At 63.7% G+C, this 16,886-nt stretch carries 12 protein-coding genes; 1 reads left to right on the forward strand and 11 read right to left on the reverse strand.

Features of this window, described 5'->3' with window-relative positions; genetic code table 11:
* Positions 1–41 precede the first annotated feature (41 nt).
* From FBY03_RS02815 to glnE, 11 genes are all read right to left on the reverse strand, one after another.
* On the reverse strand, positions 42–1,154 hold the full coding sequence (locus FBY03_RS02815) for a glycosyltransferase (RefSeq protein ID WP_147170680.1): 1,113 nt from the start codon (positions 1,152–1,154) through the stop codon (positions 42–44).
* A complete protein-coding gene (locus FBY03_RS02820) occupies positions 1,141–2,895 on the reverse strand; it encodes a carbamoyltransferase (RefSeq protein WP_147170681.1) in 1,755 nt (584 codons plus the stop codon). The genes FBY03_RS02815 and FBY03_RS02820 overlap by 14 nt, the downstream gene beginning before the upstream one ends.
* Positions 2,896–2,907: 12 nt before the next feature.
* A complete protein-coding gene (locus tag FBY03_RS02825; protein WP_147170682.1) occupies positions 2,908–4,371 on the reverse strand; it encodes a lipopolysaccharide kinase InaA family protein in 1,464 nt (487 codons plus the stop codon).
* Entirely contained in the window at positions 4,368–5,114 is a 747-nt protein-coding gene (locus tag FBY03_RS02830) for a lipopolysaccharide kinase InaA family protein (RefSeq protein WP_147170683.1), read from the reverse strand. The genes FBY03_RS02825 and FBY03_RS02830 overlap by 4 nt, the downstream gene beginning before the upstream one ends.
* Positions 5,111–5,845, reverse strand: a complete 735-nt coding sequence (locus tag FBY03_RS02835) for a lipopolysaccharide kinase InaA family protein (protein ID WP_147170684.1) — start codon at positions 5,843–5,845, stop codon at positions 5,111–5,113. The genes FBY03_RS02830 and FBY03_RS02835 overlap by 4 nt, the downstream gene beginning before the upstream one ends.
* The gene (gene rfaP / locus FBY03_RS02840; RefSeq protein ID WP_147170685.1) at positions 5,845–6,651 is read right to left on the reverse strand and encodes a lipopolysaccharide core heptose(I) kinase RfaP; all 807 of its coding nucleotides are present in this window, start codon (positions 6,649–6,651) and stop codon (positions 5,845–5,847) included. The genes FBY03_RS02835 and rfaP overlap by 1 nt, the downstream gene beginning before the upstream one ends.
* Positions 6,648–7,769: a glycosyltransferase family 4 protein gene (locus FBY03_RS02845; RefSeq protein WP_147170686.1), complete on the reverse strand. Its 1,122-nt coding sequence runs from the start codon at positions 7,767–7,769 to the stop codon at positions 6,648–6,650. The genes rfaP and FBY03_RS02845 overlap by 4 nt, the downstream gene beginning before the upstream one ends.
* Positions 7,769–8,785 carry a lipopolysaccharide heptosyltransferase I gene (waaC, locus tag FBY03_RS02850; RefSeq protein ID WP_147170687.1) on the reverse strand — a complete coding sequence of 339 codons (1,017 nt, stop codon included), beginning with the start codon at positions 8,783–8,785 and terminating at the stop codon, positions 7,769–7,771. The genes FBY03_RS02845 and waaC overlap by 1 nt, the downstream gene beginning before the upstream one ends.
* A 1-nt stretch (position 8,786) precedes the next feature.
* Positions 8,787–9,821: a lipopolysaccharide heptosyltransferase II gene (gene waaF / locus FBY03_RS02855; RefSeq protein WP_147170688.1), complete on the reverse strand. Its 1,035-nt coding sequence runs from the start codon at positions 9,819–9,821 to the stop codon at positions 8,787–8,789.
* 200 nt (positions 9,822–10,021) lie between these two features.
* Positions 10,022–10,945, reverse strand: a complete 924-nt coding sequence (gene ilvE / locus FBY03_RS02860) for a branched-chain-amino-acid transaminase (RefSeq protein ID WP_147170689.1) — start codon at positions 10,943–10,945, stop codon at positions 10,022–10,024.
* Between the two features lie 72 nt (positions 10,946–11,017).
* Positions 11,018–13,963, reverse strand: coding sequence for a bifunctional [glutamate--ammonia ligase]-adenylyl-L-tyrosine phosphorylase/[glutamate--ammonia-ligase] adenylyltransferase (glnE, locus tag FBY03_RS02865; RefSeq protein ID WP_147170690.1), 2,946 nt, complete (start codon positions 13,961–13,963; stop codon positions 11,018–11,020).
* Between the two features lie 269 nt (positions 13,964–14,232).
* On the opposite strand from glnE, the gene aceE reads away from it, so the two are divergent.
* The gene (gene aceE, locus FBY03_RS02870) at positions 14,233–16,878 is read left to right on the forward strand and encodes a pyruvate dehydrogenase (acetyl-transferring), homodimeric type (protein ID WP_147170691.1); all 2,646 of its coding nucleotides are present in this window, start codon (positions 14,233–14,235) and stop codon (positions 16,876–16,878) included.
* Positions 16,879–16,886: the final 8 nt, after the last annotated feature.

The raw sequence follows: 16,886 nt of genomic DNA on the forward strand, positions 1-16,886 counted from the left end.
CCCACCCGGGCCTAACGGTCCCGGAGGTTTTGAGTTTGCGGTCAGCCGGCAAGCAGACCGAGACGCCAGAACGCCTCGCGCACGGCATGATCGGAGAAGCAGGCCTCGATCCGGCGCAACATGAGCGCGGCACAGAGTTCGCGCTGTTCGGTATCCAGACCGGCCATGTGGCGCAGGGCAGCAGCCAGCGCATGCGTATCGCCTAGCGGAAACAGGACCCCCACGCCCTCGACCACCTCGCGCCCACCGCCACAGTCGCTGCCGATCAGTGGCACACCGGCCGCCATCGCCTCGAGCAACACCATGCCGAAGGGTTCATGATCGGAACTCAGGGCAAAGGTATCGAATGCCTTGAAGTAACGCCGGCCCTGGGCAACCTGGCCGAGAAAACAGACCTGCACCGCCACCCCCAACTCGACGGCCAGGGCCTTCAGCTGAGCCTCCAGGCGCCCGCTGCCCATGATCACCAACAGGCTGCCCGGTGGCAGTTGCGGTAAAGCCTCGGCGAAGCCGCGAATCAGGGTGGCCTGATCCTTATCCGGGTGCAGGCGACCGACATTGCCGACGACCCAGGCATCCTGCGGCAACCCTAGCGCCGCGCGCGCGGCCTGGCGATCGAGCAGCTCGGTCTGTACCGCCGCGATATCGATGCGGTTGTATAGCGTTGCGATGCGTTCGCGCGCCCAACTTGGCAGGCACGCGCGCATATCGTCACGCACCGCATCGGACACCCCGAGCAGCGCCAGGCGCTTCTTGAACAGATTGGCAAACAACCGACGCGAGCGCCTCTGGTAATCACCGAACGCATGGTGCACGCCGATCACCGGCAACCGAGTGCCAAGCAGGGCCACATAGACAGGCTTGAAGCGATGAGCGATGCACAGGCGAAAATCGCGACCCGCGACGATGCGCTTGATATCGCCAATGGCCTTGAGCTTGAGGCCGCGAACGTCCTTGCTCCGGTAATTGAGGAAGATCACTTCGTCGGAGGCCGAGCCCTGCTCGACCTCCGCGCTCGGCGCACCCGTCAGGTAGACCGTGGTGACCTTGTACTCGGTACCCACGAACAGGCTGGCGTATTGCCGGGCACAGTCGAGAAAGGGCCCGTCATAGCCGTGACAGAACTGCAGAACCCGCGGCTCAGGCCTGCTCATACCAGCCCTTGCCGTCCTTTACCACGAGAATGTCTTCCATGATCAGGTACTGCAGGTCCGAGCCATAGAACATGTTCAACGCATCGGTGGGCGAGCAGATCATCGGCTCGCCACGGCGATTCAGCGAGGTGTTCAGCGATACACCGTTGCCGGTGAGCTTCTCCAGCTCGAGCATCATGTCGTAGTAGCGCGGGTTGTATTCGCGCTTGAGCACCTGGGCGCGGGAGGTGCCATCTTCGTGCACCACTTCGCCGACCCGGGTCTTCCATTCTTCGTTGACTTCGAAGGTGAAGGTCATGAACGGCGATGGATGATCGACCTTGAGCATCTGCGCACCCACGGTGTCGAGCATCGAGGGGCAGAACGGGCGCCAGCGCTCGCGGAACTTGATCTGCTCGTTGATCCGGTTGGCCACCCCTGGGATGCTCGGGCAGCCGATGATAGAGCGGCCGCCGAGGGCGCGCGGGCCGAACTCCATACGGCCCTGGAACCAGGCCACCGGGTTGCCGTCGACCATGATCTGGGCGATGCGCTGCGGCATGTTGTCGATTTGCTTGAACACCGGTTTGCTCGGGTGCCGGGCGCAGGCGGCGATGACGTCTTCGTTGGAGAAGGACGGGCCGAGGTAGACGTGCTCCATCTTCTCCACCGGTACACCACGGGCATGCGAGACGTAGGCGGCGGCGCCGACTGCGGTGCCGGCGTCGCCGGAAGCCGGCTGGACGAACAGCTCCTTGACCTCGGGGCGGGCGATGATCTTCTGGTTCAGTTTGACGTTCAGCGCACAGCCGCCAGCGAAGGCGATCTTGCCGGTCTGCTTGATGATGTCGCCGAGGTAGTGATCCATCATCTGCAGCGCCAGCTTCTCGAACAGCGCCTGCATGCTGGCGGCGTAATGGATGTAGGGGTCGTCGGCGATGTCACCTTCGCGCTTCGGCCCCAGCCAGTCGATCAGCTTCTTGGAAAAATAGAAGCCCTTGCCGTTTTCTTTGTAGCGTCGCAGGCCGATGACGTTGGCGTATTCGGTGTTGATCACCAGCTCGCCATTCTCGAAGGTCGCCAAACGGGAGAAATCATACTTGCTGGCATCGCCGTAGGGCGCCATGCCCATGACTTTGAACTCGCCGTCGAGCATCTCGAAACCGAGGAACTCGGTGATCGCGCCATACAGGCCACCGAGCGAGTCCGGGTCGAAGAACTCCTTGATCTTGTGGATCTTGCCGTTCTCGCCGTAACCGAAGAAGGTCGTGGCGTACTCGCCCTTGCCGTCGATGCCGAGGATTGCGGTCTTCTCCTGGAACCCCGAGCAGTGATAGGCGCTGGAGGCGTGGGCCAGGTGGTGTTCGACCGGTTCGATCTTGATTTTCTTCGGGTCGAAGCCGAGCTGCTCCAGGCACCAGACGATCTTGTTGCGGTAGCGCTTGTAGCGCCGGTTGCCCATCAGGATGGCGTCGAGGGCGCGATCCGGGGCGTACCAGTAGCGCTTGGCGTATTTCCAGCGAGCCTCGCCGAACAGGCTGATTGGGGCGAAAGGAATCGCCACTACGTCGACGTCGGACGGTTTGATCCCGGCCTGTTCCAGGCAGAACTTGGCCGACTCGTAGGGCATGCGGTTCTTCGCGTGCTTATCACGCACGAAGCGCTCTTCTTCGGCGGCCGCGATCAGTTTGCCGTCGATATACAGGGCGGCGGAGGGATCGTGACTGAGGGCGCCGGACAGGCCGAGAATCGTCAGTGCCAAAGGTGAAAGCCTCTATTCGGGGCAGGTGCCGGGCACCTGCGGTAAACGTTTGTCGAGCAGCTGGAACAGCCTTGAATCGGCCGGCCAGTTGCGTAGAAAGCGGGCGCGATCGCGGGCATAGGCCCGCGCGAAGCCGCGCGCACTATGGTGTTGACGCATCGCATCGAGATCGATTAACGACCAATGGCCATTCTGCCAGAACAGGTTATGCCCCTTGAAATCGCCATGACTGATGCGCTCGCGAATCAGTGCGGCGAACAGCCGGTCGAGGGCAGCCAGTTCGATTTCTGGCGGAGAACTGCTCCCTTCTTTATCCAAGCAGGGCTGAAAACGCGCGATTATATCTTGCCCGGCGGCATATTCGGTAATCAGGTAGGCACGCCCGCGCAACCAGCACCAGCGTCGCTCCAGCACGGCCAGTGGCCGCGGCGTGCTGATACCGAGCAATTGCAAGCGCTGCCCCGCCACCCAGCTGTGCCAGGCGCGACTGGGACGCCAGAAACGCTTCAGCCAATGGGCGAAGTTCTTGATGTTGTAGCGCTTGACCACCAGCGGCCGGCCATCCAGCTCAACGCGCGCCACCGTGGCGGCACCGCCGGTCTTGTACAGATGCCCCCGTTCGGTGGCCTGATCGAGGTCATCCAGCAATGGCTGCAGCTCGGCCTGTGCGTCGCGACGCACCACGCGCAGGCCGAAGGCACCGATGCTGGCGCTGAACAAACTGCAATCGCGGGCCACTTTGCGCAAGTAGTCGCGCAGCCGCCAAGCCCGCACCTTGGCCACGGCCTTCAACAGCGCCTCGAGTGGCAGGGCATGTTCGCCGTTGACCAACAGGTAATGGACCAGCAGCTCTTCGATAAAGGACTCCAGCTCGACTGGCAGCTGGGCAAAGAACACACCGAGGTTTTCCAGCACCTTGTCGCGCGGCAACGGCTGGCCGGGGGTGGCCACGCACACTCCGCCGCCATCGATCACATGCAAGAGGCCATCGTGACGCAGCAGGTTATCCAGATGCAGGTCGGCCTGCCACAGGCCCCTGGCATGCAGCCGGGCGATGGCGCCCAAGGCTTCGCCGAGCACAGCTTGCTGGGCCTCGGACAACAGCGGCTGGGCTTCGACGGCGCGCCAGGCCTGCCACAGGCTGTCCGCCTCCTCCAGGTAGTCGAACAGCAACCAGCCACCCTCGCCCTCTTGCAGGCCATCGGCCAGTAATGCCGGCGTGGTCAGCCCCTGATCGGCGAGCAGGCGCACGCCGGTCAATTCACGCTGAAAATGCCGCGCCGCCTTGGCGCCCACCAACAGCTTGGCCAGCACCTTGCGCCCACGCCACTCGGCCACGCCGACATAGCGCTGCCCCGGCAATACGCGCAGCAACTTTTCCACGGTCAGGGTCGCGGGGCCGGCGGCATCCAGCAGTTCGATGCGCAGCGGCAAGGCCGGGGTACGCCCGGCTTGGCTCAGCTCCAGCAGCCTCATCGGCTCGCCCCCTTGTGCCGACGGCGGACGTCGAGGCGCTGGCCCCAGCGCTCGAGATTGGCGCCCGCGGGCAGGTACGCCGTCAGCAGGCAGCGCATGTCGTTGTCGCTCCAGTCGCTGGCGCGGCGCAGCAGCGGCTCCAGATCCCTGATCCGGTCATACCTGCCAAACAGCAGGGGCCGGGTCTTTTCCAGGTCGATCAAGCGAGCCTCGAACGCTCCTGAGCTTTCACGCAAAAAAATGTGTTTGGGGTAGAAACAGCCGTGCAGTTGTCCGCCCTGATGCAACGCGCGCGCCAGCCCACCACAGGCCCGCAGGATCGCCGCCTGCTGCGCAGCAGCCAAGTCGTGCCAGTCCTGCAACCACTGCTCGAGATCCTGCCAGCCGTCCAAGGCGCGGGTCAGCAGGATCGCGCGGCGCTCGCCGGGCAACCGCCGCTCGGCGAAGAAGGCGGCCTGCAGCGCCGGAATGCCCAGCTGACGATAGCGCTGAATACTGCGAAACTCGCGGGCGAAGGTCGACTCGCCCAACGGGCGCAGCAGGCTACGGGTCAGGTGGTTGCTCTGGCGTTTGAGGTAGAACGCCACCTCGCCCAGATCCAGGCGATAGACACTACTCCAGCCGCCGCGCTCGGTATTAGGCGCGTCCACCGCCTCCAGTTCGAGTGCCCACAGCGCGTCGAAGTCGGCCAGACCATGCGCCTGCAACAGCGCCCTGTCCTCGGCGGCGATAAAGTCACTCATTCGCGGCCCTCGAAATAACCCACCACCTGGCGCAGGCGTTTTTTGTCGCTGGCATTCAACCGGGTGCGGCCACGGTACTGCAGATAGAAACGCAGGCGCTGGGTGCGCGACAGCTTGTACTTGGCCACCTTGTCCAGACAGGCCAGGTCCTTGACGATGCGGTAGCGCAGCAATGGTCCCCACCAGAAGGCACCGGTGGGGCAATCGATGAAGAACAGTTCGGCACGGTCATTAACCAGCAGGTTGCGCCACTTCAGATCGTTATGGGTGAAGTGATGGTCATGCAGGGTGCGCGTCGCCCGGGCCAACTGGCGGCTGATGACGCTCACCCAGCCGGCATCGGCCAACCGCGGATCATCGCGACCGGCCAGCCACGCCATATCCTGGGTATTGTCCAGGCCGCGGGTGATCAGCGCGCCACGCACGAAGGCGCCAGCGTTGCGTTCCAGACCATAGGCGACGATCGGTGCCGTGGGGATGCCCCACTTGGCGAAACACTTGAGGTTCTGCCACTCGGCCTTCACCCTCGGCCGGCCAATATAGCGCCGCAGGCCCTTGCCGGCGCCCCAGTAGCGCTTGACGTAATAAAACACGCCGCCGCGCTCGACGCGGATCACCTCGGAAAGCAGGTCCTTGGTCAGGCCTTCGCCCTGCAGGGCAAACACCCGCTCGAGACTGCCGAACTCATCGGCCAGGTGCTGGTACTGCGGATCGAGATTCCAACCGGCCATCAGAGCGCATCCCCGTAACGCTGCTTGCGCGCGTACAGCTTCTCCGCCTTGCGCTCCAGCCAGGCCAGCAGGCGCGCCTCTTCGCGCAGAATCTGGCGCAGCGGCTGGCAGAAATAGCCGCGCAGGAAGCGCAGCTTGTCGCGCCGGGTCAGGCCGATATCCAGGGCGGAAAAATACAAGGCGGCCAAGTCCTTGTTGCGCCAACGCCGGGTGATCGCCGTGCGGGTTTGTGCGCGATGCAGATCGATCAACGACAACCTGAAATCATCGGCGCTAACCGGCTTGTCGGTGTGCAGCAGGAAGTGACAGATGTAGCAGTCGCGGTGATTGACCCCCGCACGGTGCATGGTGCCGGTCATCTTCGCCACTTCGTCGAGCAGCGCGCGCTTGAGTGGCGGCGCCGGCGGATTGTGCGTCCAGTCGAGGCTAAAATCCTCCAGACTGACAGTCGGCGCCAGCTCCTCGGTAACGATAAAGGAGTGCTGCGTCGCCGGGTTGCCGCCACGCTCGCCGTAAGCCACGGCGGTCATGGTCGCCACGCCGGCTTCGTGCAGGCGGCGAACCGCCCGCCACTCCTGACCGGCGCCGAGCACCGGCAGCTTGGCCGTGAGCAGGTTCTTGGCGATCTCGCCCCAGCCGATGCCGCGGTGAATCTTGACGAAATAGCCGCGCCCATCCACTTCTGTGCGCAGGGTGCGGCGCCCCTCCAGCTCACGATAGACCTGACCTTGCAGCTGTTCGACCTCGGCGAAGGCATCTTTGCCCGCCCACAGGGTCTTGAACGGTTCGCTCAGCAATAACTTCATCGGCGCTCCGCCAAAATCACATCGGCCGCGCGCTGCGGCATGCTGTACAGATCGGCCTTATCGGCAAAGGCCAGGCCATTGCGCTGCCAGTTGGCATGCCTTGCAGGGTCGCCGAGCATCTCGGCCAGCAGGCTATTCAGCCGTTCCTGCGCGAAGGGGCTGGGTAGCACTCGACCGGCATCGGCCTCGGCAATGTAGTGGGCATAGCCACAGACATCGCTGACCAGCACCGGCAACCCGGCGACCAGGGCTTCGAGCAACACGGTGCCGGTGTTCTCGTTATAGGCCGGATGGATCAGCAGGTCGGCGCCCAGCAGGAAGCGTGGAATATCACTGCGCCCCTTGAGAATCTGTACCCGATCGGAAAGCCCCAGCGCCTTGATCTGCAGCAGGAAGGGTGTGGGGTCGTCCTGGCCGATGGCGATCAAGCGGGTGCGCTTTCTCAGCTCGCGCGGCAGGGCGGCGACGGCCTTCAGGCTACGATCCAGGCCCTTGGTCTTGAACCCGGAGCCGATCTGCACCAGCAATAGCTCATCGTCCGCCAGCTCGAACTCGCGGCGAAACTCGGCGCGAATCTCGGCGGCATTGGCCGGCGCGCGGCGGTCGAGGGCGATGCCCGGCGGCAGCAGGTGAAAGCGCTGCGCCGGGGTGGCATAGTGTTTGACGAACAATGGTTGCTGCACCTCGGAGATCATCAAAATCTCGGTCTTCGACTCGGCGGCGAACACCGCCCGTTCATAGTCGGCGAAGTGCTTGTAACGCCCCCACAGGCGGTACAGCGGATTGCGCAGGGTCTGCGCCTTGTCCTCGAAACAGCCGTCGGCGGCGTAGTAGACATCCAGCCCCGGCATCTTGTTGAAGCCGATCACCCGGTCGACCGGACGCGCGGCCAGATCAGCCTGTACCCAGGCGGTCAATTTCTCGTTGCGCTTGTGGTTGAACAGCGCCTTGACCGGCACCACCACCACCTCGAAACCGGCGGGAATCTCGCCCTCCCAGATCGGCGTGTACACGCGGATGGCGTGGCCACGCTGCTGGCACTCCAGGGCAATGCGCATGAAGTCACGCTGCAGCCCGCCGAAGGGGAAGTATTTATAAAGGATAAAAGCCAACTGCATCAGACGCGGTCCTCACTCAAGCTGGGGGCTGCCAGGAGCAGTGCCTGCAACTCGGTAGCCACCCGCTCGGTTGGCAGGTCGTCGAAACAAGGCTTATGTCGATCACCCTGGCCGGCGTTCGGACCGCTGGCGCACAGATGAATCTGCGAACGGCCATAGGCCCCGACCCGTCCGGGCAAGGTCGGGCCGTACAGCGAGATGGTCGGCACATCCAGGGCCGCCGCCAGGTGGCCGAGTCCGGTATCGACGGCCACGCAGGCCTGGGCGCCGGCGATCACCTTGGCCACCCCGGCGAGGCTCAACTTGGGCAGCACTGCCGCATTGTCCAATCCCGCGACAATCCGTTCGGCGCGCGCCTGTTCGCTGGCGTTGCCCCACGGCAGGCGCACGGCCCAGCCTTGCGCACTCATGCGCTCGGCCAATTCACGCCAACAGCTTTCCGGCCAATGCTTGCTCGGCCAGGTGGTGCCGTGCAGGAACAGCAGATAGGGCGACGGCGAAGCCCCGGCCAGCTGCCGGCGACTCAGACCATAGTCACCGAGATCACCAGGCGCTGGGTAACCTAGCGCCTGGGCGAACAGCTGACGCACACGCTCCAGGGCATGTTGCTCACGCGGCACGGCATAGCGCTGGGCATAGAAGCGACTAGCCAGCGGCTCGCGCGCCGAGTTGCGATCCAGGCCAGCCACCGGCGCCTTGACATAACGCGTCAGCCAGGCGCTTTTCAACAGGCCCTGGGCGTCGATCACCAGGTCGTAACGGGTCTCGCGCAGCCGCGCCTTGAACCGCCGCCACTCGCCATTTCTCAAGGTCTGCCAGAAATTCTTGCGCCAGCGGCGAATGGCCACCGGAATCACCTGGGCGACTGCCGGATGCCAGGCGGGAATCTCGGCGAAACCCTCCTCCACCACCCAGTCGAACTGGATGCCGGGAATCGCCCGCGCCGCATCGGTCAACGCCGGCAAGGTATGAATCACGTCGCCCAGCGAGGAGGTCTTGATCAGCAGAACGCGCAAACTATTGGACCTCAACTGGATCGGCCACCAGGCGCTCCAGCGCCTCGAGCACCGGGCCCGAGCTCAGCTGACGCAAGCAGTTGTAATGGCCGAAACGGCAGGTGCGATCGAAGCAGGGGCTGCATTCCAGGCCCAGGCGCACGATCTCCACGTGCTCGGCCAGCGGCGGGGTGAACTGCGGCGAGGTCGAGCCATAGACCGCCACCAACGGGCGGTTCAGCGCGGCCGCCACATGCATCAAGCCGGAGTCGTTGGACACCACGGCACTGGCGCAGGAGAGCAAATCTATGGCCTCGGCCAGCGCGGTTGCGCCGGACAGGTTGACCGCCTCTTCGCGCAGCCCCGGAATCAAGCGCTGACGAATCTCCTCGCCTACCGCATGATCGTTCTTCGAGCCGAACAGCCAGACCTGCCAACCGGCGCGAATCTTCGCTTCGGCCACCTCAGCGTAATGCTCGCTGGGCCAGCGTTTGGCCTCGCCGAATTCGGCGCCCGGACACAGCGCCAGCACCGGGCGATCCAGGCTCAGGCCGAACTTGCCGAGGGCCGCGTCGCGCGTGGCCGGATCGATCGACAAGGACGGCCGCGGGTACGGCGTGGACAGCAACTCGCCCGGCTCGAACGCCAGCGCCATAAACCGCTCAATCATCAGCGGATAGCGCTGTTTATCCAGCACCCGCACATCGTTGAGCAGGCCGTAGCGCATCTCACCCTTCCAGCCGGTGCGCTTGCCGATACCGGCGAAAAAGGGCACCAGGGCCGACTTCAGCGAGTTGGGCAGGAGAATCGCCTGATCGTATTGACCGGCCAACGAGCGGCCTATCTTGCGCCGGGTGGCCAGTTGCAGCACGCCATGTCCCAGCGGAAAACTCAGGGCCTGACGCACCTCGGGCATGCGCTCGAGAATCGGCCGGCTCCACTCGGGCGCCAGCACGTCGATCTCGCAGTCGGCGTGCCGCTGCTTCAGGCACTGAAACAGGGTCTGCGCCATCACCATGTCACCGACCCAGCTGGGGCCTACGATCAGTATTTTCATGCCTATTCCAAAAACGACCAAGGAGGCTTACCAGACTGTATGGCAGCTGCTGCGCTCGGCGATACTGCGTTAAAAACAGGCGTGCTTGCTCATTGACCGCAGTCAACTCCGCCAGCACGCCTGTTTTTACCTTGTCTCACCGTCGCTCGCGACGCTTCCAAACAGCCTGGCTGCCTCCCCGCTTTAACCTAATTCAGGTCTCATTTGACCAAGGTGCGCCATTCGGCGTGATTGCGGGTCTTACCCGTCACCAGGTCGAAGTAGGCGGTCTGCAGCATCTCGGTGATCGGGCCGCGATGGCCGGCACCAATCTTCCGACCGTCCACTTCGCGGATCGGCGTGACTTCTGCGGCGGTGCCGGTGAAGAAGGCCTCATCGGCGATGTACACCTCATCCCGGGTGATGCGCTTCTCGACCACCTTGATACCCAGCTCTTCGGCCAGGGTGAGGATGGTGCTGCGGGTGATGCCATTCAGGCAGGACGTCACTTCCGGGGTGTAGACCACGCCGTTCTTGACCAGGAAGATGTTCTCCCCCGAGCCTTCGGCCACGTAGCCTTCGGTATCCAGCAGCATGGCTTCGTCGGCACCGCCGGAGATCGCCTCCTGCAGCGCCAGCATCGAGTTGATGTAGTTGCCGTTGGCCTTGGCGCGGGTCATCGAGATGTTGACGTGGTGGCGCGTAAAGGAACTGGTACGCACCTTGATGCCAACCTGCAGGGCTTCGTCGCCCATGTAGGCGCCCCAGTTCCAGGCGGCGACTATCACATGGACCTTCAGGCCACTGGCGCGCAGGCCCATGCCTTCCGATCCGTAGAACACCATCGGGCGGATGTAGGCGCTTTCCAGGTTGTTCTCGCGCACGGCGGCGCGGGTCGCCTCGTTGAGCTCGTCCTTGCTGAACGGGATCTGCATATTCATGATGTGGGCCGAATCGAACAGGCGATCGGTGTGCGCCTCGAGGCGGAAGATCGCGGTGCCCTGCGGCGTGTTGTAGGCGCGCACGCCCTCGAATACGCCCATGCCGTAGTGCAGGGTGTGGGTCAGTACATGGGTGGTCGCGTCGCGCCACTGCACCAGTTCGCCGTCATACCAAATCACGCCATCACGATCGGCCATCGACATAGTTGCCTGCTCCTCAAATTCGATTCGTGCACAGAGGTCGGTGCGCCATGCGCCATCCGCCCTACGAAAAACTCAGTTCAGCCCCAGCTCCCGCCAGATCCGCAGCACGCTGCGCCGTTCGGCGTGGAATTGATCGCCGCTCACCACCCCGGGCTGCTTTTGCAGCGCCTGGCGATGAGCCGCCACGCGGTAGGCCTTGTAGACCTCTTGCAATAAACGCGCATCGTCCCCAGGCACCAAGCCGAGCCGTTCCAGACCTTCCAGAATGCGGATATTGTCGGTGAACTGCAGCAGCTCCGGGTACTTTCGCGACCAGGCCAGGGCCGCGTATTGCACCATAAATTCAATATCGACGATACCACCGGCATCCTGCTTCAGATCGAAGGGGGACGCGGCCTCGAAGGCATTGGCCGCAGTACCGGCGGCGGTGACCTTGCTGCCGAGGTTGTCGCGCATCTTCGCGCGCATCTCGCTGACCTCGGTACGCAGCGCGTTCAGGTCGCGCTCACGCCCAAGCACCGCCGCGCGCACTGCCTCGAACGCCTGGCCCACCCGCGGGCTGCCGACCAGCACCCGTGCGCGCACCAGCGCCTGGTGCTCCCAGGTCCAGGCTTCGCTTTCCTGGTAACGCTGGAAGGCACCGAGTGAGCTGACCAACAGGCCCGCCGCGCCCGACGGACGCAGGCGCATATCGACTTCGTAGAGCTGCCCGGAGTTGGTCTGCGTGGTCAGCAGGTGAATGATGCGCTGGCCCAACCGGGTGAAGAACTGCGCTCCATCGATCGGCTTGGCACCATCGGTCTCGGCTTGCGGATCGCCACCGTGAATGAACACCAGGTCGAGATCCGAGCCGTGGCCCAGCTCGATACCGCCGACCTTGCCGTAGCCGACGATGATGAAGTCCGGATCACAGGGACTGCCATCGGCGCGCCGTGGCGTACCGTGCTTAGCCACGGTCTGGCGCCAGGCCAGGGCCAGCACCTGATCGAGGATCGCCTCGGCCAGCCAGGTCAGATAGTCGCTGACCTTCATCAGCGGCAGCGAGCCGGCGATCTCCGAGGCCGCCACGCGCAGGCGATGCGCCAGCTTGAAGTGGCGCAGCGCCTCCATCTGCTGTTCCAGATCCTCCTCGGGAATGCGCATCAGCCGCTCGCGCAACTCGGCCGCCAACTCCGGTGCCAACGGCGGCTTGAACAGCCGACCCTCGTTGAGCAACTCGTCGAGCAACAAGGGGAAGCGGGTGATCTGCTCGGCGATCCAGGGGCTGGCGGCGCACAGGGTAAGCAGACGCTGCAAGGCGCCGGGGTTTTCGGTCAGCAACACCAGATAGGCCGAGCGCCGCGCCACCGCCTCGACCAGCGGCAGCACGCGCTCCAGCACCAGATCGGGGTTGTCGTGCTCCACCGCCTGCGCCAGCAGCCGTGGAATAAAGGCGTCCAGGCGCTCACGGCCGAGGCGCTGCATGGCGCGCACCTGATTGCCGCTACGCAAGCCGGCGAGTCGCTGACGGGCCGCCGGCGCATCGGCGAACCCGGCATCCTCCAGCTGGCGACAGGCGCCCGCCTCGTCCTGAGCGTCCTCCCACAGCGGTAACCACTCGCCGCCGACGACCTCTTCCTCGGCGTTATTCAGGTCCTCGTCGGGATCGGCGATCACCTGGCGGAAGTGCCAGTCGACTCGCCCACGCCAGTGCATCAGCCGTTCATGGAACGCCGCCCAGTCAGCGAAACCCAGGATAAAGGCTACCCGAGCCCGATCCTGATCATTATCCGGGAGCATCTGCGTCTGCCGGTCGTCGATCGCCTGCAAGGCATGTTCGGTATAGCGCAAGAACGCATAGCCCTCGCGCAGTTCGTCGGTCACCGCCGCGGGCAGATAACCCTGGCCCTCCAGGGTGGTCAGCACCTTGAACAGGGAACGCTGCTGCAAACTGAGGTCACGCCCGCCATGGATCAGCTGAAAGGCCTGGGCAATGAACTCCACCTCGCGAATGCCGCCGGCGCCGAGCTTGATGTTCTCGGCCATGCCCTTGCGCCGCACCTCCTGCTGGATCAGCTGCTTCATGCTGCGCAGCGCTTCGATGGCAGAAAAATCCAGGTAGCGTCGATAGACGAAGGGCCGCAGCATCTCCAGCAGCTGCTCACCGGCCTGCTGATCGCCGCCGACCACGCGCGCCTTGATCATCGCGTAGCGCTCCCAGTCGCGGCCCTGATCCTGGTAGTACTGCTCCAGCGCGTTAAAGCTGAACACCAGCGACCCCGAGGAACCGTAGGGACGCAGGCGCATGTCGGTGCGGAATACGAAGCCCTCGACGGTGATCGCATCCAGCGCCTTGATCAGGCGCTGGCCAAGGCGGATAAAGAACTCTTGGTTATCCAGTGGGCGCTTCACCCCCTCGGTCTCGCCGCCCTCCGGATAACCGAAGATCAGGTCGATGTCCGAGGACAGGTTCAGTTCATGGGCGCCCAGCTTGCCCATGCCGAGAATCACCATGTGCTGCGCCTGTCCCGTGCGTCGGCCGATCGGCGTGCCGAACTGTGCGCAGTGCTGGGGATAGAGCCAGTGGTAGGCCAAGTCGATGCAGCTATCGGCCAGCTCCGAGAGGTCACGACAGGTTTCGACCAGATCCGCCTGGCGACTGATATCGCGCCAGATGATGCGCAGCTGCTGGCGATTGCGAAAGCGCCGCAAGCGCCGCCCCAGCTCATCTTCACCCTCGCACTCGAGCAACTGCGCGGCCAGCTGCGCGCGCAGCTCGCCGGCTTGCAGCGAACGCTCCAGTTCGCCAGAGTCGGCCAGCTGCAGCAGCATCTGCGGATCGCGCAGAGACTGCTGGACCACGAAGTCACTGGCCGCAGCAACCCGCCGCAGGGTCTCTTGCCGAGAGCCCGACCAGACGGCAAAACGCGCCGCGGCATCCGCCGACAGCTCGGCAAAGGCCGTCTGCAAGGACTGCTCGGCGCGCAGGGCAAGGGAGTCAAGGGTGGCAGGCAAAGTGGCCAGCGCGGGCAGGCTCATGGTCTATCCTTTTTGGCGGGCTGCACGCGCGGCGCTGACAGTGGACAAACCCACTGACCTGGCGCGCTGCACGCGACTGACAGCAAAAAAACTGTAGTTTTGCTACTAAAGATTGTATCCAAAGGGCTGAAATCGCCGTCGATATGTAGTAAAACTACACAAGTCCGGTCCTACCCCCGGTAAATCCAAGAATTCACGTGACCCGCTCACAATGCCGGCCACGAATCCTGGCCTCCGATTCTGGAAGCCTTTCCGCCCTGGAGCAAGCCATGCAAGACCTCGATCCCGTCGAAACCCAGGAATGGCTGGACGCCCTTGAATCCGTCCTCGACCGTGAAGGTGAAGACCGCGCGCATTACCTGATGACCCGCATGGGCGAGCTGGCCACCCGCAGTGGTTCCCAGTTGCCTTATGCGATCACCACGCCGTACCGCAACACCATTCCCGTGACCCACGAAGCACGCATGCCTGGCGACCTGTTCATGGAACGCCGCATTCGCTCGCTGGTACGCTGGAACGCCATGGCCATGGTGATGCGCACCAATCTGAAAGATCCGGACCTGGGCGGCCACATCTCCAGCTTCGCCTCCTCGGCGACCCTGTACGACATCGGCTTCAACTACTTCTTCCAGGCGCCGACCGAAGAACACGGCGGTGACCTGCTGTACATCCAGGGCCACGTATCGCCCGGCATCTACGCCCGCGCCTTCATGGAAGGCCGGATCAGCGAAGACCAGCTGAATAACTTCCGCCAGGAAGTCGACGGCAAGGGCCTGTCGTCCTATCCGCACCCCTGGCTGATGCCGGACTTCTGGCAGTTCCCGACCGTGTCCATGGGTCTCGGTCCGATCCAGGCGATCTACCAGGCGCGCTTCATGAAGTACCTGGAAGATCGCGGCTATATCCCCGCAGGAAAACAGAAAGTCTGGTGTTTCCTCGGCGACGGCGAGTGCGACGAGCCGGAATCCCTCGGCGCCATTTCCCTGGCCGGCCGCGAGAAGCTGGACAACCTGATCTTCGTCATCAACTGCAACCTGCAGCGCCTCGACGGCCCGGTGCGCGGCAACGGCAAGATCATCCAAGAGCTGGAAGGCGTGTTCCGCGGTGGTGGCTGGAACGTCAACAAGGTGGTCTGGGGCCGTTTCTGGGACCCGCTGCTGGCCAAGGACACCCACGGTATCCTGCAACGCCGGATGGACGAAGTGATCGACGGCGAGTACCAGAACTACAAGGCCAAAGACGGCGCCTTCGTCCGCGAGCACTTCTTCAACAGCCCCGAGCTGAAAGAGATGGTCAAGGACCTCTCCGACGACGAGATCTGGAAGCTCAACCGTGGCGGCCACGACCCCTACAAGGTGTATGCGGCCTATCACGACGCGGTCAACCACAAGGGTCAACCGACCGTGGTGCTGGCCAAGACCATCAAGGGTTACGGCACCGGCGCCGGTGAAGCGAAGAACACCGCGCACAACACCAAGAAGGTCGACGTCGACAGCCTGAAGAAATTCCGCGACCGCTTCGACATCCCGGTCAAGGACAACGAGCTGGAGAGCCTGCCGTTCTTCAAGCCCGAGGAGGGCAGCGCCGAGTACAAGTACCTGCACGAGCGCCGCGCCGCCCTGGGTGGCTACATGCCACAGCGCCGGGCCAAGAGCTTCGGCATCCCGACCCCGCCGCTGGACACCCTGAAAGCCATTCTCGACGGTTCCGGCGAGCGCGAAATCTCCACCACCATGGCCTTCGTGCGCATCCTCTCGCAACTGGTCAAGGACAAGGAACTCGGCCAGCGCATCGTGCCGATCATCCCGGACGAGGCGCGTACCTTCGGCATGGAAGGCATGTTCCGCCAGCTCGGCATCTACTCCTCGGTCGGCCAGCTGTATGAGCCGGTGGATAAAGACCAGGTGATGTTCTACCGCGAGGACAAGAAGGGTCAGATCCTCGAAGAAGGCATCAACGAAGCCGGCGCCATGAGCTCCTTCATCGCCGCGGGCACCAGCTACAGCTGCCACAACCAGCCGATGCTGCCGTTCTATATCTTCTACTCGATGTTCGGCTTCCAGCGCATCGGCGACCTGGCCTGGGCCGCCGGCGACAGCCGCACCCGTGGTTTCCTGATCGGCGGCACCGCCGGGCGCACCACGCTCAACGGTGAAGGCCTGCAACACGAAGACGGCCACAGCCACATCATGGCGGCGACCATCCCCAACTGCCGCACCTACGACCCGACCTACGGCTACGAGCTGGCGGTGATCATCCGCGAAGGCACGCGGCAGATGATGGAAGAGCAGAAGGACGTCTTCTACTACATCACCGTGATGAACGAGTCCTACCAGCAGCCTGCCATGCCTGAAGGTGTCGAGAACGGCATCATCAAGGGCATGTACCTGCTCGAAGAGGACAAGAAGGAAGCCGCCCATCACGTACAGCTGCTCGGCTCGGGCACCATCCTGCGTGAAGTGCGCGAAGCGGCGAAGATACTGCGCGAGCAGTTCAATGTCGGCGCCGATGTGTGGAGCGTCACCAGCTTCAACGAACTGCGTCGCGATGGCCTGGCCGTGGAACGCAATAACCGCCTGCACCCGGAGCAGAAGCCCAAGCAGTCCTATATCGAGCAGTGCCTCAGCGGCCGCCGCGGTCCGGTGATCGCCAGCACCGACTACATGAAACTGTTCGCCGAGCAGATCCGTCAGTGGGTGCCGGGCAAGGAGTTCAAGGTGCTGGGTACCGATGGGTTCGGTCGCAGCGACAGCCGCAAGAACCTGCGCAACTTCTTCGAAGTGGACCGCAACTGGGTGGTCCTGGCAGCGCTCGAAGCCCTCGCCGACCGCGGTGATATCGAACCCAAAGTGGTGGCCGAGGCCATCGCCAAGTTCGGCATCAACCCGGAAAAAATCAATCCCCTGGACTGCTAAGGAGACGC

Source organism: Pseudomonas sp. SJZ079, from assembly GCF_007993865.1.
Lineage (GTDB): Bacteria > Pseudomonadota > Gammaproteobacteria > Pseudomonadales > Pseudomonadaceae > Aquipseudomonas.